Annotated in this window: 19 protein-coding genes; 4 read left to right on the forward strand and 15 right to left on the reverse strand. The window is 64.3% G+C overall.

What is annotated here, in order from left to right; genetic code table 11:
• Positions 1-238: 238 nt before the first annotated feature.
• From AC1RUR_RS27375 to glpD, 7 genes are all read right to left on the reverse strand, one after another.
• Positions 239-1981: an ABC transporter substrate-binding protein gene (locus AC1RUR_RS27375; protein WP_492850104.1), complete on the reverse strand. Its 1743-nt coding sequence runs from the start codon at positions 1979-1981 to the stop codon at positions 239-241.
• A gap of 129 nt (positions 1982-2110) precedes the next feature.
• On the reverse strand, positions 2111-2440 hold the full coding sequence (locus AC1RUR_RS27380; RefSeq protein WP_492849784.1) for a DUF2160 domain-containing protein: 330 nt from the start codon (positions 2438-2440) through the stop codon (positions 2111-2113).
• 10 nt (positions 2441-2450) lie between these two features.
• Positions 2451-3257, reverse strand: coding sequence for a carbohydrate ABC transporter permease (locus AC1RUR_RS27385; protein WP_492849786.1), 807 nt, complete (start codon positions 3255-3257; stop codon positions 2451-2453).
• Positions 3257-4159, reverse strand: a complete 903-nt coding sequence (locus tag AC1RUR_RS27390) for a carbohydrate ABC transporter permease (RefSeq protein ID WP_008137745.1) — start codon at positions 4157-4159, stop codon at positions 3257-3259. Before AC1RUR_RS27390 ends, AC1RUR_RS27385 begins: the two co-directional genes overlap by 1 nt.
• Positions 4159-5241, reverse strand: a complete 1083-nt coding sequence (locus tag AC1RUR_RS27395; protein ID WP_492849788.1) for an ABC transporter ATP-binding protein — start codon at positions 5239-5241, stop codon at positions 4159-4161. Before AC1RUR_RS27395 ends, AC1RUR_RS27390 begins: the two co-directional genes overlap by 1 nt.
• 11 nt (positions 5242-5252) lie before the next feature.
• Positions 5253-6332, reverse strand: coding sequence for an ABC transporter ATP-binding protein (locus AC1RUR_RS27400; RefSeq protein ID WP_492849790.1), 1080 nt, complete (start codon positions 6330-6332; stop codon positions 5253-5255).
• The gene (gene glpD / locus AC1RUR_RS27405; RefSeq protein WP_492849792.1) at positions 6329-7879 is read right to left on the reverse strand and encodes a glycerol-3-phosphate dehydrogenase; all 1551 of its coding nucleotides are present in this window, start codon (positions 7877-7879) and stop codon (positions 6329-6331) included. Before glpD ends, AC1RUR_RS27400 begins: the two co-directional genes overlap by 4 nt.
• 282 nt (positions 7880-8161) lie before the next feature.
• Between glpD and AC1RUR_RS27410 the strand changes: the two genes are divergently transcribed.
• Together AC1RUR_RS27410 and AC1RUR_RS27415 are read left to right on the forward strand one after the other, a co-directional pair.
• A complete protein-coding gene (locus AC1RUR_RS27410) occupies positions 8162-8413 on the forward strand; it encodes a type II toxin-antitoxin system prevent-host-death family antitoxin (protein WP_492849793.1) in 252 nt (83 codons plus the stop codon).
• Entirely contained in the window at positions 8413-8829 is a 417-nt protein-coding gene (locus AC1RUR_RS27415; RefSeq protein ID WP_492849795.1) for a type II toxin-antitoxin system VapC family toxin, read from the forward strand. Before AC1RUR_RS27410 ends, AC1RUR_RS27415 begins: the two co-directional genes overlap by 1 nt.
• A gap of 4 nt (positions 8830-8833) precedes the next feature.
• Here AC1RUR_RS27415 and AC1RUR_RS27420 read toward each other — a convergent pair whose 3' ends face one another.
• The gene (locus AC1RUR_RS27420) at positions 8834-9034 is read right to left on the reverse strand and encodes a hypothetical protein (RefSeq protein ID WP_492849797.1); all 201 of its coding nucleotides are present in this window, start codon (positions 9032-9034) and stop codon (positions 8834-8836) included.
• A gap of 199 nt (positions 9035-9233) precedes the next feature.
• Here AC1RUR_RS27420 and AC1RUR_RS27425 point away from each other — a divergent pair, with 199 nt between their 5' ends.
• Positions 9234-12980 (forward strand): autotransporter outer membrane beta-barrel domain-containing protein, encoded by a 3747-nt coding sequence (locus tag AC1RUR_RS27425; protein ID WP_492849799.1) that lies wholly within the window; start codon positions 9234-9236, stop codon positions 12978-12980.
• A 36-nt stretch (positions 12981-13016) separates the two neighbouring features.
• On the opposite strand, the gene AC1RUR_RS27430 is transcribed toward AC1RUR_RS27425, so the two are convergent.
• Together AC1RUR_RS27430 and AC1RUR_RS27435 are read right to left on the reverse strand one after the other, a co-directional pair.
• Positions 13017-13847, reverse strand: a complete 831-nt coding sequence (locus AC1RUR_RS27430) for a DeoR/GlpR family DNA-binding transcription regulator (RefSeq protein ID WP_492849801.1) — start codon at positions 13845-13847, stop codon at positions 13017-13019.
• 91 nt (positions 13848-13938) lie between these two features.
• Positions 13939-14625, reverse strand: coding sequence for an HAD family hydrolase (locus AC1RUR_RS27435; RefSeq protein ID WP_492849803.1), 687 nt, complete (start codon positions 14623-14625; stop codon positions 13939-13941).
• Between the two features lie 155 nt (positions 14626-14780).
• On the opposite strand from AC1RUR_RS27435, the gene AC1RUR_RS27440 reads away from it, so the two are divergent.
• On the forward strand, positions 14781-15248 hold the full coding sequence (locus tag AC1RUR_RS27440) for a nuclear transport factor 2 family protein (RefSeq protein ID WP_492849805.1): 468 nt from the start codon (positions 14781-14783) through the stop codon (positions 15246-15248).
• A 230-nt stretch (positions 15249-15478) separates the two neighbouring features.
• Here AC1RUR_RS27440 and AC1RUR_RS27445 read toward each other — a convergent pair whose 3' ends face one another.
• From AC1RUR_RS27445 to AC1RUR_RS27465, 5 genes are all read right to left on the reverse strand, one after another.
• Entirely contained in the window at positions 15479-15670 is a 192-nt protein-coding gene (locus tag AC1RUR_RS27445) for a hypothetical protein (RefSeq protein WP_492849807.1), read from the reverse strand.
• Positions 15671-15861: 191 nt separating this feature from the next.
• Positions 15862-16272 carry an acyl-CoA thioesterase gene (locus tag AC1RUR_RS27450; RefSeq protein WP_492849809.1) on the reverse strand — a complete coding sequence of 137 codons (411 nt, stop codon included), beginning with the start codon at positions 16270-16272 and terminating at the stop codon, positions 15862-15864.
• A 35-nt stretch (positions 16273-16307) separates the two neighbouring features.
• Complete coding sequence (locus tag AC1RUR_RS27455; RefSeq protein WP_492849811.1) at positions 16308-18404, reverse strand: 3-hydroxyacyl-CoA dehydrogenase NAD-binding domain-containing protein; 2097 nt, start codon at positions 18402-18404, stop codon at positions 16308-16310.
• A gap of 2 nt (positions 18405-18406) precedes the next feature.
• Positions 18407-19690, reverse strand: coding sequence for an acetyl-CoA C-acetyltransferase (locus tag AC1RUR_RS27460; RefSeq protein ID WP_492849813.1), 1284 nt, complete (start codon positions 19688-19690; stop codon positions 18407-18409).
• A complete protein-coding gene (locus AC1RUR_RS27465; RefSeq protein WP_492849815.1) occupies positions 19690-21957 on the reverse strand; it encodes an acyl-CoA dehydrogenase in 2268 nt (755 codons plus the stop codon). The genes AC1RUR_RS27460 and AC1RUR_RS27465 overlap by 1 nt, the downstream gene beginning before the upstream one ends.
• Positions 21958-22093: the final 136 nt, after the last annotated feature.

Genomic DNA, 22093 nt, shown 5'->3' on the forward strand with positions numbered 1-22093 from the left:
ACCCTAGGTTGGAAAACACCGGCGGAAACTCTCGACCAATTGCTACGAGTGAGCGATACACAGGGTGTTGCGACGAGTGATTGAATCCGCCCTGGATCGCCCGATCAAGTCGGGCGATGACACCGAGGGTGAGGAGCAAGCTTCGCGGACGGCGACGGCGGAGAAGAATTGGGAGCGCGCCACGCAAAAAGAAAAAGGCCGGGATTGCTCCCGGCCTTTCGTCGTTACGAGGCGTGCGTTACTGCAGCGAGGCGCGCTTGGGCGGGGTGGCCGGCCACGACTTGATCAGCGTGTCGTAGTCGACCGTCTCGCCCTTCGGCTTCTCGTTGGCGAGCTTGCGCTGCGGAGCAATCGTGCCGTCCTTCTGGGCCTTGGCGAACCAGTACTCGGCCGACTCCTTCTTGTGCAGCTTCGGACCGCAGGCACCCTGCACGCCGGACTTCTCGAGGCGCTCCATGACGGAGTCCTGAGCGGCCGCGAGTGCATCCATCGCCTGCTGCGGCGTCTTCGTACCGGACGACGCATCGCCGATGTTCTGCCACCACAGCTGCGCGAGCTTCGGATAGTCGGGCACGTTGTTGCCGGTCGGGGTCCACTGCACGCGCGCGGGCGAACGGTAGAACTCGATCAGGCCGCCGAGCTTCGGCGCACGCTCGGTGAACGACTTGTCCCAAATGTCGGATTCACGGATGAAGGTGAGACCGACATGGCTCTTCTTCAGCGACACCGTCTTGGAGACGATGAACTGGAGATAGAGCCAGGCCGCCTTGCGGCGATCCGCCGGGGTCGACTTCAGAAGCGTGAGCGAGCCCGCGTCCTGGTAGCCGAGCTTCATGCCTTCCTTCCAGTACGAACCGTGGGGCGAGGGAGCCATACGCCATTTCGGCGTACCGTCCGCGTTCATCACGGCGATGCCCGGCTTCACCATGTCGGCGGTGAAGGCGGTGTACCAGAACATCTGCTGGGCGATGTTGCCCTGCGCCGGCACCGGACCCGACTCGGAGAAGGTCATGCCCTGAGCCTGCGGCGGAGCATACTTCTTCATCCACTCCAGGTACTTGGTGATCGAGTAGACCGCGGCCGGACCGTTGGTGTCGCCACCACGCTCGACCGAGGAGCCGACCGGACGGCAGCCTTCCATGCGGATGCCCCATTCGTCGACCGGCAGACCGTTCGGAATGCCCTTGTCGCCGTTGCCGGCCATCGACAGCCAGGCGTCGGTGAAACGCCAGCCGAGCGAGGGGTCCTTCTTGCCATAGTCCATATGGCCGTAGACCTTGACGCCGTTGATCTCCTTGATGTCGTTGGTGAAGAACTCGGCGATGTCCTCATAGGCGGACCAGTTCACGGGCACGCCGAGTTCGTAGCCATACTTGGCCTTGAACTTGGCCTTGTAGTCGGGGTTGGTGAACCAGTCGTAGCGGAACCAGTAGAGGTTGGCGAACTGCTGGTCGGGCAGCTGATAGAGCTTGCCGTCCGGCGCGGTGCCGAACGACTTGCCGATGAAGTCGTTGACGTCAAGCATGGGATCGGTGACGTCCTTGCCCTCGCCGGTCATGTAGTCCGACAGCGCGATGGTCTGGCCGTAACGGAAGTGCGTGCCGATCAGGTCGGAATCGTTGATCCAGCCGTCATAGACGTTCTTGCCGGACTGCATCTGGGTCTGCAGCTTCTCGACGACGTCACCTTCCTGGATGATGTCGTGCTTGAGCTTGATGCCGGTGAGCTCGGAGAACGCCTTGGCCAGCGTCTGCGATTCGTATTCGTGGGTCGTGATGGTTTCGGAGACGACGTTGATCTCCATGCCCTTGAAGGGCTCAGCGGCCTTGGCGAACCACTCCAGCTCCTTCTTCTGGTCTTCCTTCGACAGTGTCGAGGGCTGGAATTCCGCAATCCACTTCTGGATCGCGGCGTCGTCTGCGGCGCGGACCGGCGCCGAGACGGCGAACGACACCGCAACAAGCGCGGCGACGCTGGACATGGTCAGAAAGCTATTCTTGGTCAATGGACCTTTCCTTCTCCTAAACTGTCGCATGTTGTTCCTCCGTTGCAGCGACAAAATTTTTACAGGCCCGGGTTGGTCCCGGATCTGGCCGTCCCTTCGCGAGCGTCAGACCGTGCGGAAAATGAGCACGGCCGTGGCCAGCGAAATTCCTGATGCGAGCCACAGGCTCGAGATTTCAAAACCCTCCTCGCCGATCGGCAGCGTGGCGAGCGCGTCGGTGCCGACGAAGGCGATCCACAAGAGATGGATCACGGCGGCCGTGATCAGCGAGATGAACAGGCGGTCGCCGCGCGTGGTCGGAATGCTGAGCACGCCGACACGCTCGGCTTCGGGATAGACCGCCGCGAGCCAGGTCATCACGGCCAGCGTGCAGGCCAGCGCGGCGAAGAAGATCGCCGTCGGCAGCGTCCAGGCCATCCATGCGATGGATTCCATCAGAGCCTCCTTACACGCGCCCGAGCGCAAAACCGCTCGCGATGTAATTGCGGACGAACCAGATCACGAGCGCGCCCGGAATGATGGTGAGCACGCCGGCCGCCGCCAACAGGCCCCAGTCCATGCCGGCCGCCGACACCGTGCGCGTCATGATCGCCGCGATGGGCTTGGTCTGCACCGAGGTCAGCGTGCGCGCGAGCAGCAGTTCGACCCAGGAGAACATGAAGCAGAAGAAGGCGGCAACGCCGATGCCGCTCGCGATCAGCGGCACCAGGATCTTGATGAAGAAGCGCGGGAAGGAATAGCCGTCGAGGAATGCCGTCTCGTCGATCTCGCGCGGCACGCCGGAGACGAAGCCTTCGAGGATCCAGACCGCCAAGGGCACGTTGAAGATGCAATGCGCGAGCGCAACCGCCCAGGGCGTATCGAACAGCCCGATCGCCGAATAGAGGTTGAAGAACGGCAGCGCATAGACCGCGGCCGGCGCCATGCGGTTCGACAGCAGCCAGAAGAACAGATGCTTGTCGCCGAGGAAGCGGTAGCGCGAGAAGGCGTAGGCCGCAGGCAAGGCCACCGAGATCGAGATGATGGTGTTGAGGACGACGTATTCCAGCGAGTTGATGTAGCCGGAATACCAGCTCTCGTCGGTGAAGATGCGCCTGTAGTGCTGCAGCGTCGGCGTGTGCGGCCACAGCGTCATCGTCGAGACGATCTCGGCGTTGGTCTTGAAGCTCATGTTGACGAGCCAGTAGATCGGCAGCAGCAGGAAGATCAGGAACAGCCCCATGATGAGGCGACGGCCGGGAATCGAGTGCATCACGCGGCTCCTTCCTGCGGCTTACGTTCAGCGCCCGCATTGGTCATGACGGTGTAGAAGATCCAGCAGACGATCAGGATGATGAGGTTGTAGACCAGCGACAGCGCGGCGGCCTTGCCGAGGTCGAACTGGCCGAGCGCGATCTTGACGAGCTCGATCGACACGAAGGTCGTCGAGTTGCCGGGCCCGCCGCCGGTGACGACGAACGGCTCGGTGTAGATCATGAAACTGTCCATGAAGCGCAGCAGCACCGCGATCAGCAGCACGCGGTTCATCTTCGGCAACTGGATCGCCTTGAACACGGCCCAGCGCGAGGCCCCGTCGATCTGCGCTGCCTGGTAATAGGCCTCCGGGATCGACTTCAGGCCGGCATAGCAGAGCAGCGCAACCAGGCTGGTCCAGTGCCAGACGTCCATCACGATGACGGTGACCCAGGCATCGATGTCGTTGGAGACGTAATTGTAGTCGAGGCCGATATGGTTGAGGACGTACCCCATCAGACCGATGTCGGGCCGGCCAAAGATCTGCCAGATCGTGCCGACCACGTTCCACGGAATCAACAGCGGCAGCGCGAGGATCACGAGGCAGGCCGCCACCGTCCAGCCCTGGCGCGGCATCGACAGTGCGATGACGATGCCGAGCGGCACCTCGATGGCGAGGATCACCAGCGAGAAGAACAGGTTGCGGCCGAGCGAGGCGAGGAAGCGGCCGCCGAGATCGGTCGAGGGATCGAGCAGCTCCTTGAACCAGCCGACGCCGTTCCAGAAGAACTGGTTGTTGCCGAAGGTGTCCTGCATCGAATAGTTCACCACCGTCATCAACGGCAGCACCGCGGAGAAGGCGACGACCAGGAACACCGGCAGCACCAGGAACCAGGCTTTTTGGTTGACGGTCTTGTCCATCAGGCGGCTCCCTCCACCAGAAGGCTGTCGGCATAGACGTGGACATGCGACGGATCGAATTTCAGCCCGGCGGTGCCGTCCGACGTGAAACCGCCCGGCGCGCGCGCGGCGAGCTTGGCGTCGCCGAGACGCGCACGCGCAAAGCGGATGCGGCCGAGGTCGTCGATGCGTTCGATTTTTGCGGTGAGCAGGCCGGACGCGGGCGCAACCACCTCCACGAATTCCGGACGCACGCCGATCTCGATCTTCGCGCCCGCGGGAAGCTTGTCGTAGCTGCGGCCCAGCGCGATGACGTGACCGTCGATCCTGGCCTCGCGTCCCCTCACCTCGGCCGGCAGGATGTTCATGCCGGGCGAGCCGATGAAATAGCCAACGAAGGTGTGCGCCGGCTTGTCGAACAGCTCGGCCGGCGTGCCGCTCTGCACCACGCGGCCGTCATGCATGACGACGACGGTGTCGGCGAAGGTCAGCGCCTCGGTCTGGTCGTGGGTGACGTAGATCATCGTGAGGTCGAGCTCGCGATGCAGCGCCTTCAGCTTGGAGCGCAGCTGCCATTTCAGCTCGGGGTCGATCACCGTCAGCGGCTCGTCGAACAGCACGGCGGCGACGTCGGAGCGCACGAGGCCGCGGCCGAGCGAGATCTTCTGCTTGGCGTCGGCGGTGAGCCGCGTCGCCTTGCGGTTCAGATAGGGATCGAGATCGAGCAGGCGGCCGATCTCGGCGACGCGCTTGTCGATCTCGGCCTTGGGCACGCCGCGGTTCTTGAGCGGAAACGCCAGGTTCTGCCCCACCGTCATGGTGTCGTAGATCACCGGAAACTGGAACACCTGGGCGATGTTGCGCTTCTGGGTCGACAGCGGTGTGATGTCCACCCCGTCGAACAGGATTTTCCCCCGCGACGGCGTGATGATGCCGGAGATGACGTTGAGCAGCGTGGTCTTGCCGCAGCCGGACGGCCCGAGCAGCGCATAGGCGCCGCCCTGCCGCCAGGTCATGGTGACAGGCTTCAGTGCAAAGCTCTCCTGCGGCGCATCATTGCCGCCGTAGGAGTGGGCGAGATCGACGAGGTCAATGCGGGCCATGGCGCATCCCCTCACGAATTGCCGGGTGCCGCGACCAGCCGGTCGGCAGCATCAAAGACAAAAACATCGTTGGGATCGAGCACGGCATCGATGGTCTGGCCGGGCTCGAACTCGTGCACGCCGTGCAGCACCGCCACCCAGTTCGATCCGTCGCGGGTCAGATGCACGAAACTCTCCGAACCGGTGATCTCGGTCACCGTGACAGTGGCGTGGAAGGCATGGCGATCGGTCTCGCCATTGGCGAGCGCAAGCTGATGGGCGCGAAAACCGACGCGATAGGCGCCGTCGGCAAGAGAGGAATAGAGGCCGGACGCCGGCGCGGCGATGCCGCCCGCATACTGCACGGAGCCGTTCCTCTTCTCGATGCCGACGAGATTAAGCGGCGGATCGGAGAACACCTGGGCGACACGCAGCGTCTGCGGCCGGCGGTAGACCTTCGGCGTCTCGCCGATCTGGAGCGCCTGCCCTTCCCACATGCAGACCGTGTTGCCGCCGAGCAGCAGCGCCTCGGTCGGCTCGGTGGTGGCATAGACGAAGATCGCGCCAGACGCCTCGAAGATGCGAGGCAATTCTGTGCGCAGCTCCTCGCGCAGCTTGTAGTCGAGATTGGCGAGCGGTTCGTCAAGCAGCACGAGATCGGCGCCCTTGACCAGCGCGCGCGCCATCGCCGTGCGCTGCTGCTGGCCGCCGGACAGCTGCAGCGGCGTGCGCTTCAGGAACGGCTCGAGCCTGAGCAGCTTTGCGGCTTCCGCGACGCGCGCCTCGATCTCCTCGCGCGGCTTGCCCTGCACGCGCAGCGGCGAAGCGATGTTCTCGTAAACCGTGAACGAGGGGTAATTGATGAACTGCTGATAGACCATGGCGACCGAGCGCTGGCGCACGTCGACGCCGGTGACGTCCTTGCCGTTGACCAGCACCCTGCCCGCGGTCGGCTTGTCGAGGCCGGCGAGCAGCCGCATGATCGAGGTCTTGCCCGACAGCGTCGGTCCGAGCAGCACGTTGAGCGTGCCGCTCTCGAGCGTCAGCGAGACGTCACGGATGTGCTCGACACCGTCGACGGCCCGGGTCACCTGATCGAGCGTGACGGTCATGAGCGTCCTCCCGCTTCCAGCAGGGGACTCTGCGGCACGGCGTGAGTCCTGATCCAGTCGTCAAGCGCCGCGATTTCGTCGGCACTTAGTCGCAGGCCGAGCTTGGAGCGGCGCCAGACGATGTCCTCGGCGGTGACGGCCCATTCATTGACCATGAGGTAGCGGACCTCGCGCTCGGTCAGCGTCGCACCAAAGTCCTGACCGAGATCGGCGGCCGATTTCGAGTCACCAAGCAGCTTGATGGCGCGGGTGCCATAGGCGCGCGCGAGGCGCCGCGCATGTGCGTGGCCGAGGAAGGGATAGCCGCGCTGGAGCTCGGCGATCAGGCCGTCGATATCGGACACATCCATGTCGCCGCCGGGCAGCGGCCATTTCCCGGTCCACCCCTCGCGCGCTTTCGCGCTACGCAGATAGGGCGAGAGCCGCTCCAGCGCCTCTTCGGCGAGACGGCGATAGGTCGTGATCTTGCCGCCATAGATCGAGAGCAGCGGCGAGCCGCCGGGCGTGTCGAGCTCGAACACGTAGTCGCGCGTTGCGGCCTTGGCTTCGCTGGCGCCGTCGTCATAGAGCGGGCGCACGCCGGAATAGGTCCAGACCACGTCCTCCAGCGTCACCGGCTTGGCGAGATATTCGCTTGCCGCGGCGCAGAGATACTGGATCTCCTCGGGCGTCGCCTTCACCTTGGCGGGGTCGCCGTCATAGTCGCGGTCGGTGGTGCCGATCAGCGTGAAATCGTCCTGGTACGGGATCACGAAAATGATGCGGCCGTCGGCGTTCTGGAACATGTAGGCACGGTCGTGGTCGTAGAGTTTTTTCACGACGATGTGCGAGCCCTGAACCAGACGCACCTTGGCCTTCGCGTTGACGCCGGCGCCGCGGCCGAGCACATCCTCGACCCAGGGACCACCGGCATTGACCAGCGCCCGGGCCTGAATGGATGAGCGCTCGCCGGTCAGCGTGTTGACCATGCCGACGGTCCAGACGCCATCGGACTGCTTGATATCCGTGGCACGGGTGCGGGTACGGATCTCGGCACCCTTGTCGGCGGCATCGCGCGCATTGAGCACGACGAGCCGGGCATCATCGACGAAGCAGTCGGAATATTCGAAGGCGCGGCTGTAGCGATTCGGGATCAGCGGCTTGCCGACCTCGTCACGCCCAAGATCGACCGAACGCGTCGCCGGCAGAAGGTGGCGACCACCGATGTGATCATAGAGAAAGAGGCCGAGGCGAAGCAGCCAGGCGGGGCGAAGCCCTGCGTGATGCGGCAAGACGAAACGCAAGGGACGGATGATGTGGGGCGCGATGCCCCAGAGGATCTCGCGCTCGATCAGCGCCTCGCGGACCAGCCGAAACTCGTAATATTCGAGATAGCGCAGGCCGCCATGCACCAGCTTGGTCGACCAGGACGACGTCCCGCTCGCCAAATCATTCATTTCGCACAGGAAAACCGTGTTGCCGCGGCCCACCGCATCGCGCGCGATGCCGCAGCCGTTAACACCGCCTCCAATGATGGCGAGATCGAAAATACGCTCCAACAGACGCATCCCCCGGCGGCCACTCGTTCCTTCGAGCGGTTACTTTCGTTTTTGATTAGATCACACCGAAAAACGAAAGCAAGATGAAAGAGAGGCCAAGAGAAGTGAAAGCGGAACTTTCTTGTCACCAGTACGGCTGAGAAATCGGCAGGAGAACAGGCAAGTCTAGAGGCAAACGGCTCGATTGAACGGCACCGGGCACAGTCCGCACCAGCGAATACTTGATTGTAGCAACATGCCTACATATAATTTTGACCAGTAAGGCGTTGCTACGGCGATGAGGTGCTGACGATGGTGACCACCCTGACCAGCCGAGAATTCAACCAGGATACGAGCGGCGCCAAGAAAGCGGCCTCGCAGGGGCCAGTCTTCATTACGGATCGCGGCCGCCCGGCCCATGTCCTGCTGACCATCGAGGATTATCTGCGCCTGAGCGGCGGGCACGTGAGCCTTGCCGAAGCCCTGGCGCAGGCGAACGCGGACTTTGATTTCGATCCGCCTCGCATTGCCGGCGGTATCTCCAGGGCCGCCGATCTCGACTGATGTTTTTGCTGGACACCAATGTCATTTCCGAACTGAGGCGACCGGATAAGGCCGATCACAACGTCCTCGCTTGGGCCAATGCAGTGCCCGCGGCGAATTTTTTCATGTCCGCGATCTCGATTCTCGAAATCGAGCTTGGCGTGCGCCTGATCGAGCGAAAAGACGCGGCGCAAGGCGCCGTCCTGCGCGCGTGGATCGACGGCCAAATTCTGGCTCGCTTCGAGGGGCGGATCCTCGCTATCGATACGGCCGTGGCGCAGCGCTGTGCGCAACTTCACGTTCCCAACCCGCGGGCTGAACGCGACGCCCTCATTGCAGCGACCGCGCTTGTCCACGGCTTGACCGTTGTTACGCGCAATGTGGGGGATTTCGAACCTACGGGCGTGCCGCTGATCAATCCGTGGAGCGGCACATAAGCTCTTAGCGCAGCAGCACCAGCGGCGCGGCCTCTTGCGCCGGTTCAATCGCATCATCGATATCCGCGCCCTTCGGCATCGCCTCCACCACCTCGATGCCCTTGCCGTGGCAGGTGGTGGCGAGGCGCTCGGGCAGTTCCTGGTCGGAACGCTGAGGCCACCTGACGGCGCAGAGCTGCCGCAGTGGCGTCGCGCTGTCCGTCATGGATGGCTTCCTTGCCGCAACCGCGCTCGCAAACAATCTCGCGCTCGTCACGCGCGACGTGAGGGATCTTGCGAGCTTCGGCGTGCCGCAACTCAACCTTTCGGTTGATGGACGATCGATCTCGGAATGTTACCGTTGGTTGCTGAATGCAACTAAAAACTGCACGGCACGCCTACTCATCTCAATTAGGAATGCTTGAATGCAGCGTCGGGCCTGGTTGCTCGCCTTTACGGCCCTGACCGCCATCGGGGTGCCGACCGCATCAACGGCCCAATCGGTCTGGACGGCTGGAAGCAATTCCAACGATTGGTTCACTTCCGGCAATTGGTCGCCGAGCGGTGTGCCAGCCGCCGGCACGAACGTGGTGGTCGACACGACTTCCCCGTTCCCCACCGTGATCTCGGGTGGACCTGCGCTATCAGGCATAACCACCATCGGCACGGCGGCCGGCTCAACCGGCAATGTGACGGTGACCGGCGCAAGCTCGACATGGGTCAATTCCGGCGCGCTCGATCTCGGCGTGGACGGCAGCGGGACACTGAACGTTCTGAACGGCGGCCAAGTCAGCAACACCGTGGGCAATTTCGGCCTTAATGCCGGTTCAACGGGAACTGCAACGGTCAGCGGAACCGGGTCTACCTGGACCAACTCCAATCTTCTCACCATCGGTTTTAGCGGCAATGGCGCGTTGAACGTGGCAGCAGGCGGTTGGGTGTCCAACACGATTGGCGTCATAGCCGCAAATGTCAGTTCGACCAGCACGGCGACGGTGACCGGCGCAAACTCCTGGTGGACCAATTCCGGCGGGCTTGTTGTCGGTCAATCCGGCCACGGCACGCTCAACGTCCTCAACGGCGGCACGGTGACCGATACGGATGGCACACTTGGTGCGAACGCCGGTGCAACCGGCGTTGCCATTGTCAACGGAACAAATTCAAGATGGACCAATTCCGGTCTTTTGCTCGTCGGCTCGAGCGGCACCGGCACACTGACAATTCAGAGCGGTGGTGCGGCGAGCGGCAATGTGGTCACCATCGGTTCCAACGCGACGGCAGACGTGACGGTCGATGGTGTCGGCTCAACGCTGACGAGCAACCAGCACATCAACATTGGCTTGAGCAGCAGCGGTACGCTCACTGTCCAGAACGGCGGGGCGGTCAGCAACACATTCGTTGTTGTTGGCGGTTCTGTCGGGGCAAGCGGCACAGCGACGGTGACCGGCGCGAACTCGATATGGACCAATTCCAGCACGCTTGAGGTCGGCCAATCGGCCAGCGGCACGCTCAACGTCCTCAACGGCGGCACGGTGACCAACACCGACGGCACCCTCGGTTCAAACGCCGGCGTGACCGGCATCGCCACCGTCAGCGGAGCAAATTCAAGGTGGACCAGTTCCGGTCTTCTGTTGATCGGCAGAAACGGCACCGGCACCCTGAATATCCAGAACGGCGGTGCGGCGAGCGGCAATGTCGTTACCATCGGATTCTCCGGAACGGGAGACGTGACGGTCGACGGCGCCGGCTCAACGCTGACAAGCACTCAACATATCAATTTGGGTAACGGTACACTCACCGTCCAGAATGGCGGCTCGGTCAGCAACACATTCGCTTCTTTGGGCACATTCGGCGCGCCCGCCACGGCGACCGTGACCGGTGCGAATTCCACATGGACGAATTCCGCCTATATTCGTGTCGGCGAGGCCGCCACGGCCACGCTGAACATCTTGAACGGCGGCAGGGTGAGCAACACGGCCGCCGATATCGGCATGGGCGCTGCCGGCACAGTGACCGTCAATGGCGCAGGCTCGACATGGGTGAATGCCGGGGTTCTGTCGGTTGGTGTCAACAGCACTGGCATTCTGAACGTTCAGGACGGCGGCGCGGTGAGCAGCACCGGAACCGCCCTTATTGGTACGAACGGCGGCACGACGGGCATCGTGAACGTGACGGGGCCGGGCTCGACGTGGACAACGACCGGCCATGTCAATGTCGGCGCTTTCGGCACCGGCACACTGACGATTGCGGATGGCGGTACGGTGAGCGGGACCGCCATCGTGATCGCAGCGGCGCCAGGTTCGACCGGCACGCTGAACGTCGGTGCAGCAGCGGCCGCACCCGCGGTGGCGCCGGGCACAGTCAATGCGCCGATTGTGACGTTCGGCGACGGCACCGGCCAAATCGTGTTCAACCACACCGCAGCCAACTACACATTCGCGCCGCTGATCTCGGGCGTCGGCACGGTACTGGTCGAGAGCGGGACCACCAGCCTCACGGCAATCAATACCTACACGGGCAACACGACGGTGACCGGCGGCACGCTGGCGGTCAACGGTTCGATCGCCTCGTCGCCGCTGACCACGGTGAGCGGCAGCGGCACGCTCGGCGGCAACGGCACCGTCGGCAATACCACCTTCACGGGCGGCACGCTGGCGCCCGGCAACTCGGTCGGCACGCTCACGGTTCAGGGCAATCTCGTTCTGAACGCAGCGACGACATACATGGTCGAAGTGGGCTCGGGTGGCGCGGATCGCACCAACGTAACCGGCACAGCGACACTCGGCGGCGCGACGGTGCAGGCGATCTACGCCAACGACGCGTTCGTGACACATCGGTACACGATCGTAAACGCGGGCGTACGGATCGACACGTTCGGCACGCTGGTCAACACCAACCTGCCGGCAAACTTCTCGACCGCGCTGAGCTACGACGGGAACAACGCCTACCTCGATATCACGCTGAATTTCGTGCCTGCGCCGGGGTTCGGCAGCGGTCTCAACATCAATCAGACCAACGTGGCCAATGCCCTGATCAATTCGTTCAACACCGCGGGTGGCATCCCGCTGGCGTTTGGCGGTCTGACCCCACAGGGGCTGACGATCGCGTCGGGCGAGGCCGCGACAGGTACGCAGCAGACGACGTTCGATGCGATGGATCGCTTCCTCAATATCATGACGGATCCGTTCATGGGTTCGCGCGTCAGCGGGATGCCAGCGGCTGGCGCGATGGGCTATGAGGAGGAGGCTGAGGCGACCTCCTACGCAGCGGTGAGCAACAGCAAAGCGCGGAACGCGCATGCGGGCATCGTCGGCAAGGCGCCGACGCCGCTATTCTCGCAGCGCTGGAACGTCTGGTCTGCGGGTTATGGCGGCTCGCAATCGACCGAGGGCAACGCCGTGGTGGGATCGAACGGCTATGCCACGCACATCTATGGCGGCGCGGCCGGCGTCGACTACCGCCTCTCGCCCGACACGCTGGTCGGCTTCGCGCTCGGCGGCGCGGGCACGAGCTATCATCTGGCCAATGGTCTCGGCGGCGGACGCTCCGATATGTTTCAGGCCGGCATCTATGCTCGCCACAACGTTGGATCGGCCTACATCGCGGCTGCCCTGGCCTATGGCTGGCAGGACATCACCACTGACCGTACCGTACTGTCCAACCAGCTGCGCGCCAACTTCGATGCGAATGCTGCCGCCGGCCGGCTGGAGGCTGGTTATCGCTTTGCCACCGGGCTCGGCGGATTGACCCCCTACGCCGCCGGCCAGTTCACCACCTTCTTCGTTCCCGCATACGCCGAACGGACGGTTGCCGGCATCGACAACTTTGCCCTGTCCTATTTCGCCAAGGATGTCACCACATCGCGCAGTGAGCTCGGCCTGCGCGCCGACACTTCGTTTGCCGCGCAGGACGCGGTGATCACGCTGCGCGGTCGCGCGGCGTGGGCGCACGATTTCAACACTGAGCGCAGCGCCACGAGCTTCTTCCAGACGCTTCCGGCATCGACTTTCATCGTCTACGGCGCCGCGCCCGCTCGTGACACGGCACTGGTGTCGGCATCCGTCGAGAAGAAGTGGCTCAATGGCCTTTCGGTTGCCGCCGCGTTCGAAGGCCAGTTCTCTCACGTCACCGAAAGCTACGCCGGCAAAGGTGTGGTTCGCTACGCCTGGTAGTTGGCGACTTCGCCCTGCCTCAAGCGCATCGGAGATTCACACGCTCCGGAGCGTGACCGGGGTGGTCTCCGCCGCCGCATCGTCGATATCCCCCGCCCCCTTCGGCATCGCCTCGACCACCTCGATGCCCTTGCTGTGGCAGATGGTGGCGAGGCGCTCGGGGAGTTCCTGGTCGGTCACGAAGGTCTGGATCTGGCTGATATGGGCGATGCGCACCGGGGCGCTGCGGCGAAGCTTCGTCGAATCGGCGACCAGCATGACGCTGCGGGCATTGGCGATAATGGCTTGCGCGACCTGCACCTCGCGATAGTCGAAGTCGAGCAGCGCGCCCTCCTCGTCGATCGCGGATGCACCGATGATGGCGTAGTCGACCTTGAACTGGCCGATCAGCTGCGTCGCGGTCGAGCCGACCACCGCGCCGTCGGCGCGCCGCACCGTGCCGCCGGCCACCACCACCTCGATGCGGGGATGGCGGTAGAGCAACATGGCGACGTTGAGATTGTTGGTGATGACGAGGAGATCCTCGTGCGAGGTCAGCGCGCTCGCGACCTCCTCGGTGGTGGTACCGATGTTGATGAAGAGCGAGCAACCGTTCGGGATCAGCGAGGCGGCGGCGGCTCCAATCGCCTTCTTCTCGTCGGCGGCGACGAAGCGGCGCGCCTCATAAGCGAGGTTTTCCACGCCGGAGGCGATGATGGCGCCGCCATGGATGCGCGTCAGCGAGCGCCGCTCGCAGAGATCGTTGAGATCCTTGCGGATCGTCTGCGCCGAGACCTCGAATTTGCGCGCAAGCTCCTCGACCATGACGCGGCCGGAAGCGCGCGCGATGTTGAGGATTTCGGCTTGACGATGGGTCAGTCCAGTCACGGCAATGGCCTCAAATCAGAATGCCGCATGGTGCGGCGGTTCGCGCGATCGGTCAATCCGCCCGCCAATCACAGTTAACGGACGAGGCCTCTCACCACGCCATCGCAGCAGCCAGAGGCGCGAGCAGGTCCGGATCATCGAAGGCGCTCACGGAGGTGACCGCGCCTGCTGCGACCAGGTCAGCATGGCTGAGGCTGGTCCGGATGCCGATGGTCGGAATACCCGCCGCAGTGGCCGACTGCACGCCGGTGCGGGAGTCTTCGAACGCGATCGAGGCTGTCGCGCTGGCGCCGGCAAAGCGCAGCCCTTCCTGATAGGGCAACGGATGCGGCTTGCCGTGCGGCAGCTCGGCGCCGATCACGAGCGCCATGAAACGATGCGCGATGCCGAGGCCGGAGAGCAGTAGCTCGGCGTTGAGACGCGGCGCATTGGTCACGGCAACCATGGGAACGCCGGCCGCGTCCGCCCGGTCGAGCAACGCCATCAGGCCCGGCAGCGGCTCGATCTGCCCGGCCACCAGCGCGCGGAAGACTTCCTCCTTCTCATCCAGGATCGAGGCGCGCCGTTCCGGCGCCTCGTCGGGCAGAAAGCGCTCGCCGATCGATACATTGGCGAAACCTTGCAGCTCCCTGGAGAAGCGCGCGTGATCGAACACATGGCCGCGAGGACCGAGCACCTGGTTGAAAGCCCTCAAGTGCAGCGGGTCGGTGTTGGCGAGCGTGCCGTCGATGTCGAACAGCAACGCCCCGCCCATTGCACCGTGCCTGGTCTCGATCATTTCCGTACTTTCCCAAATGCGCGACGCATCGATGCGCGAGACGTATCAATATGGCTGCGATCACGCAATGAGGCATGCACATGACGACGACGTGACCACTCGACAAAGCCGCGCGCGGCTGCAACACTCTCTTCAAGATCAAAAAGGAGGAAACGATGACGATCAACCGACGCGATCTGGCTCTCTCGACCCTTGCCGTTCCGGCTCTTGCCGTCTCCGCGCTCGCCCTCACGACGCCGGCGCTGGCCGCCTCAGCGGACGAAGAGGCCGTGGCGAAGAAGGTCGAGGCCTTCCGCCTCGCCCAGATCGCGGCCGATCCGAAGGCGCTCGGCGCGCTGTGTTGGGACGATCTGAGCTACAGCCATTCCAGCGGCAAGGTGGAGGACAAGGCGACCTTCATCACCAACGCCACCGACGGCAAGTCGAAATTCCTTTCGATCGAATACAAGGACCCGACCATCAAGGTCGTCGGCCCCGCAGCAATCGTGCGCTTCCACTGGGTCGCGGAACAGGAGATGGCGGCCGATGGGAAGAAAGTGCCGACCAACCTTCACATCCTGATGAACTGGCAGAAGCAAGGCGACGACTGGAAGCTGCTGTCGCGGGCGGCGACGAAATTGTGATGACGTCTCTTCCCTCTCCCCTTGTGGGAGAGGGTGGATCGCCGCGTTAGCGGCGAGACGGGTGAGGGGTTCTATCCGCGAGTGGATCTCTCACAGTTGAATTCGCCGAAACAACCCCTCATCCGGCGCTTCGCGCCACCTTCTCCCACAAGGGGAGAAGGGAAGGCAGCCGTTCATGCGGCAATATCTTCCGGGCTCGCGCTTCGCGCGCCCCGGAACGACAGCGGCAGTTACGCCGCTTCCTTCACATCGCCGTTAATCAGCTTCCGCGCGGCGCGCTCGGCTTCGCGGGCGTTGCGGAAGACCTGGCCTTCGAGGCGATTGAACTGGTGGGACGACGCGAAGAAGCAGTAACCTCCCTGGCCGCGAACGACGATACCTGCGGTTTGCGAGTTGACTTCGATAATGTAGCTATCCGGCATGGCCCGTGGATTCCTCAAGTGCGGGCAAATAACGGCACTTCTGCCCAAAGGTTCCTGGGCATTTGAGGCCGTTTCCACCCCGAATCGACACGCAATTGAGTACGCCGGGACCTCATCCGTTTTATGACTTGTTCTTGGCGAAGACGCGATGACTGCGGTTGCAACGCGGCGCGGTCATACGCCGCGCGCGATTACGTCGCGATCGGCGTATCGGTGCGACTTATCGACTGCGGACGGCCGTGGTCGTCGATCGAGACATAGGTGAAATTGCCGTCAGTGACGAGAAACGGATGTTCCTCTCTGCGACGCAGCGCCCACGCTTCGAGATGCACGGTCATGGATGTACGCCCGACACGCACGAGATTGGCATAGACCGAAACGAGATCGCCGACATAGACGGCTTTGCGAAAGTTCATCGCCTCGATCGCGACGGTCACGGTGCGCGACTTCGCGACTTTCGAGGCAAACACGCCGCCGCCGACGTCCATCTGGCTGAGCAGCCAGCCGCCGAAGATGTCGCCATTGGCGTTGGTGTCGGCGGGCATCGCCAGCGTGCGGATGCAGAGATCGCCGCTCGGCCCGGTATTGACCTGTTCGTTCATGCCCCTCTCACTTAAGATCGCTCACTTGAGATCGCTCACTTGAAATTGTCCCAGCCCGCATCGGGGGCGAACCGTCCGCCGAATCGATCGGCGAGATCGCGCAAGGTGGACACGACATTATCCACGCCGCGCGTGCGCGCATAGTTCAGCGGACCGCCGCGAAACGGTGCGTAACCCGTGCCGAAGATCATGGCGCCATCGACCGCATCGGGATCGTCGACGATGCCTTCGCGCAGCGCGGCGACGCAGACGTTCGACATCGGCAGCACCAGGCGGTCGATCATCTGGTCGGTGACGCGCGGGCCGGTCTCGGGCAGCGGCGCTTTCTCGGCCTTGCCGTCCTTCCACGTGTAGAAGCCCTTGCCGGTCTTGCGGCCGAGTTCGCCCTTGGCGACCTTCTCGCGCAGCCAGGCCGGCGTCGGCGGCAAGAGATCACCGAATTTGGTGCGCAGCATGTCGCCGACATCGAGGCAAATGTCGAGCCCGACCTGATCGGCCAGTTCGATCGGCCCCATCGGCATGCCGAACTGCTCGGCTGCGGCGTCGATCAGGCGCTGGTCGGTCTTCTCGTCCAGCATCACCATCGCTTCCAGCATGTAGGGCGTCAGCGCGCGGTTGACGAGGAAGCCGGGCGAGCTCTTCACGGATAGCGGCAGGCGGTCGATCGCGCCGACGAAGGCGAGCGCCTCCTTCAGCACTTGCGGATCGTTGCCGTCATGGCTGACGACTTCGACAAGTTGCAGCCGCGACACCGGGTTGAAGAAGTGCAGCCCGATCAGGCGCTCGGGCCGCGCCAGCGTCGTGCGCAGGTCCTGGAGCGGGATGCTCGAGGTGTTGGTCGCGAGGATGGCGCCCGGCTTCATCCTGGGCTCGAGACCGGCATAGACCTTCTGCTTCAACTCGAGCTTTTCCGGCACCGCCTCGATGATGAGATCGGCGTTGCGGACGCCCTCCCCGTCCATATCGGGGATCAGGCGATCGAGCGCGTCGCGCACATCGGTGGGTTTGCGGATGATCTTTCCGTAAAGCTCGGCCGCACGCTTCACAGCGCCGGCGATCGGCTCCGCCTTCATGTCCGCGAGCGAGACCCGCAGCCCCTGCCCGGCTACCCAAGCCGCGATGTCGCCGCCCATGGCGCCGGCGCCGATGACATGGACGTGCTTGATGGTGTTGCCGCTTCCTGCCGTCTTCTTCATCTGCTCGCGCAGGAAGAATACGCGGATCAGATTCTGCGCCGTCGGCGTCACCATCAATTTGGCGAATGACGCTTGCTCGGCCCCCAGCATCGCAGCCTTGCTGCCGCCGTGCGTCTCCCAGAGATCGATCAGCGCGTAAGGCGCGGGATAGTGCTCGCGCGGTGCGGCCTTCCCAGCCTCCGAGCGCATGCGCTTGGCCAGGAGACCGCGCACGGGTCCGAGATTGGCGGCGCGGGTGAGAAGACCGGGCTTGGTCCGCTTCAGCCGGCCGAACAGCACGTCCTTCACCGCACCTCGGACATGGCGCTCCTGCGTCACGGTATCGACGAGGCCGAGCGCTTTGGCGCGGCGTGCATCGATGGTGCGGCCGGTCAGCATCAGCGCCATCGACTGGGGCGGATTGACCAGCGCGGTGAAGCGCGCGGTGCCGCCGAGGCCCGGATGCAGGCCGAGCATCACCTCCGGGAAGCCGAAGCGCGCGCCATCAATGGCAATGCGCGACTGGCAGGCCAGCGCGACCTCGAGCCCGCCGCCGAGGCAGAAGCCGTGGATGACCGCGACCGTCGGCAGTTTCAGCGCTTCCAGGTGATCGACCACCGCATGGGCGGCGCGGATACGCGTTTCCACCATCTCGGGATCGCTGGCGCCGCGGAATTCGTTGACGTCGGCACCGGCGATGAAGCCGGACGGTTTGGCCGAGCGGATCACGAGACCTGCCGGACGCTCGGTCTCGATCGCCGCGAGCACGGCGTCGAACTCCTCCATCACGTCCGACGAGAGCGTGTTGGCACTGGAAGCGGCGCGGTCGAACAGCAGCCAGGCGACACCGTCGGCATCGCGCGTCAGCTTGAAGTGCCTGTAGGGGCTGTCGGCCGCAGGCTTGGGCCCGAGCTCCAGCACGCGGTCGCCGAGCGCGGTCATGATCTTCGACTCCATGATCACACCGCCTCGATCAGCATGGCGCCGCCGAGCCCGCCGCCGATGCACTCGGTGGCAATTCCGCGCCTTGTGCCGAGCCGCTTCATCGCGTTGACGAGATGCAGCACGATGCGGTTGCCGGAGGTGCCGACGGGATGGCCGAGCGAGATCGCGCCGCCGTCGACGTTGAGCTTGTCGCGGTCGATCTCGCCGGCCGCGCCGTCGAGGCCAAGAATCTCGCGGCAGAATTTGTCGTCGTTCCAGGCGGCAAGACAGCCGAGCACCTGGGTCGCGAACGCCTCGTTCAGCTCCCAGGTCTCGACGTCCTGAACCGTGAGGCCGTTGCGCCGAAGCAGCGGCGTCGCCGACATCACCGGGCCGAGCCCCATGATACTGGGATCGAGCGCAGCCCAATTGCTGTCGACGATGGCGGCCTTCGGTGTCAGCTTGTGCTTGGCGACCGCCGCGTCGGAGGCGAGGATCACCCAGGACGCGCCGTCGGTGATCTGCGAGGAATTTCCGGCGGTGACCTGGCCCCACGGGCGCTCGAACACCGGCCGAAGCTTTGCGAGCGTCTCGGCTGTCGAGTCTGGCCGCACGCCGTCATCGTGATCGAAGAATTTGCCGTCGCGAGAGAACGCGGTCTCGACTTCGCCCTTCAGAAAACCTTCCGCCTGCGCGTGCGCGAGGCGGCGGTGGCTCTCGGCGGCATAGGCGTCGGACTGCGCGCGGGTGATGCCGAACAGGTGGCCAACGACCTCCGCGGTCTGGCCCATGTTCAGGTCGGTGATGGGATCGGTCAATCCCCGTTCAAGCCCGATGATCGGCTTGAGATGGCGCGGACGCAATTTGAAGGCGGCGGCGAGCTTTGCGGCCACGCCCTTGGCGGTGGCGAGACCGGCAAACCAGCGCACGCCGGAATTCGGCCAGACCAGCGGCGCGTGGCTGAGCGCCTCGGTGCCGCCGGCCAGGATCATGTCGGCATGGCCCTCGCGGATGTAGCGGTAGGCGGTGTCGATCGACTGCATGCCGGAGCCGCAATTGATCTGCACGGTGAAGGCGACCATGTCCTCGCCCATGCCGAGCCGGAGCGCTGCGACGCGGGCCGGGTTCATCTCGTCCGCGATCACGTTGACGCAGCCGAGGATGACCTGGTCGAAATCATCAGGCGAAAACGGCTGGCGCGCCAGCAGCGGCCGGCCGCATTGCACGGCGAGATCGACCGGGGTGAACGGGCCGGGCCCCGAGCGCGCCTTCAGAAACGGCGTCCGGCTGCCGTCGACGATGAAAACCGGTCGTGCCATCAGCTCGCCGCCCTCTGTTCACCGAGTTCCTGGAAGAACTGATGCACATCTCCGGTTTTCTTGTAAATCGGCGACAGCGCCTCCGGCGCAAAATCATCGACCTCGATCACTTTTGTGACGGCTTCATGAGCCGCGGCGAGCTGCTCGCCCTCGGCCTGCGTGATCACGCCCTTGGCCACCGCTTCCTTCCAGTCGCGGAGGTGCGCCGCACGGATGCGCTTGGCGATCGCGTCGGTGCTCGTGACCAGCTTGAACGCACGCTCCAGCCGCGCAAAGCCGCCGTCATCATCGACATAAGCAAGATCGGGCGTGAGACGGTCGCGCGCGGCCGACGGCTCCAGCACGATGCCAGCGCATTGATGCACGACGCGGTCGGACGGGCCGAGCACGCGCGCGCCGAACGGCTGGACCACGAGCTTGAGGATGACAGCGACGAAGCGGTTCGGCAGATTGGCGAGGATTTCGGCAAGCCTGTTCTCGATGGTCTTGAAGCCGGTCGCCATGCACCATCCCAGCGCGGCAAAATCCTCCTTTTGCCGGCCCTCGTCCTGCCAACGCTTCAGCACGGCCGACAGCAGATAAAGTTCGGACAGGATGTCGCCGAACCGCGCCGACAGCATCTCCTTGCGCTTGAGCGCGCCGCCGAGCGTCAGCAGCGCCATGTCGGCGCAGAGCGCGAACGCCGCCGAATAGCGCGAGAGCTGGCGATAGAATGGCGTGGCATCGCCCGCGTTCGGTGCCGGCGCGAAGGCGCCCAGGGTCCAACTGCGGCCGAAGGCACGCAATAGCGTCTCGAAGCTGTGACCGACATGCTTCCAGAACGCCTTGTCGAACGCAGTGAGCCCGCGTTCGCGGTCGGTGTCGGCGAGCGCGTTCATCTCGTCGAGCAGATAGGGATGGGCGTGGATCGCCCCCTGCCCGAACACGATGAGATTGCGGGTCAGGATATTGGCGCCCTCGACGGTGATGCCGACGGGGACGGCGCGGTGCAGATTGCCGAGATAGTTTTGCGGACCGTCGATCACCGCCTTGCCGCCGTGGATGTCCATGGCGTCGTCGACCGCAGTGCGCATCCGCTCCGTCGCGTGCAGCTTCATGATGCCCGAGATGACGGCGGGATGGACACCGGCATTGAGCGCCGCGCAGGTCAGCCGCCGCGCCGCGTCGAGCTGATAGGCGGTGGCAACGATGCGCGCGAGCGGCTCCTCGACGCCCTCGAATTTCGAGATGGAGATGCCGAATTGCTCGCGGATGCGGGCATAGGCGCCGGTGGTGCGCGCCGCATAAGCGGCACCGGCCGCCGACAGCGACGGCAACGAGATGCCGCGGCCGGCGGCGAGCGCCGTCATCAGCATCTTCCAGCCCTGCCCGAGGCGCTCCTGGCCGCCGATCACGTAGTCGAGCGGAATGAAGACGTCGCGGCCCCGGTTCGGGCCGTTCTGGAACACCTGCATCGACGGCAGATGGCGATGGCCGATCTCGACGCCGGGCAGATTGGTCGGGATCAGCGCCACGGTGATGCCGAGCTCTTCCTGGCTGCCTACGAGATGATCGGGATCATAGGCTTTGAAAGCGAGGCCAAGCAGCGTCGCGACCGGACCGAGCGTGATGTAGCGCTTGTGCCAGTTGAGGCGGAGGCCGACGACCTCGCGGCCTTCGAAGATGCCCTTGCAGATGATGCCGGTGTCGGTCATCGAGGCGGCGTCGGAGCCGGCTTCCGGGCTGGTGAGGCCGAAGCAGGGAATGTCGCGGCCGTCGGCCAGGCGCGGCAGCCAGCGCGCCTGCTGCTCCCCGGTGCCGAAGCGCATCAGGAGCTCGCCGGGACCGAGCGAGTTCGGCACCATCACGGTGACGGCAGCCGCGATCGAGCGGGTCGAGATTTTTCGCACCACTTCCGAATGCGCGTAGGGCGAGAAGCCGAGGCCGCCAAACTCCTTCGGGATGATCATGCCGAAGAATTTTTCGCGCTTGACGAAGGACCAGACGTCCTGCGGCAGGTCACGCCATTCCCAAAAAATCCTCCACTCGTCGAGCATGGCGCAGAGCTCGTCGACGGGGCCGTTGAGGAAGGCCCGCTCCTCAGCGGTCAGCGTCGCCTGCGGCACCTTCAAGAGCTTCGACCAATCGGGGTTGCCGGTGAACAGATCGGCGTCCCACCAGACGTCACCAGCCTCCAGCGCCTCGCGCTCGGTGTCGGACATCGCCGGCAGCACGCCGCGCGCCCAGGAGAAGATCGGCTTTGTGATTTTGTCGCGGCGGAAGCTCATGGCGGACCTCATGCATCGGCGCGGTTATCGGACATTTTAGCGGAAAGTGGCCGGCGGAAGGGAACACTTCGCGCGCAAAAGGAAGCGAATTGACGCGGCCGGGCGGCCCCCGAGACCATAACGGCGGGGGCATGGG

The organism is Bradyrhizobium sp. GW821-FHT12B03 (genome assembly GCF_058807535.1).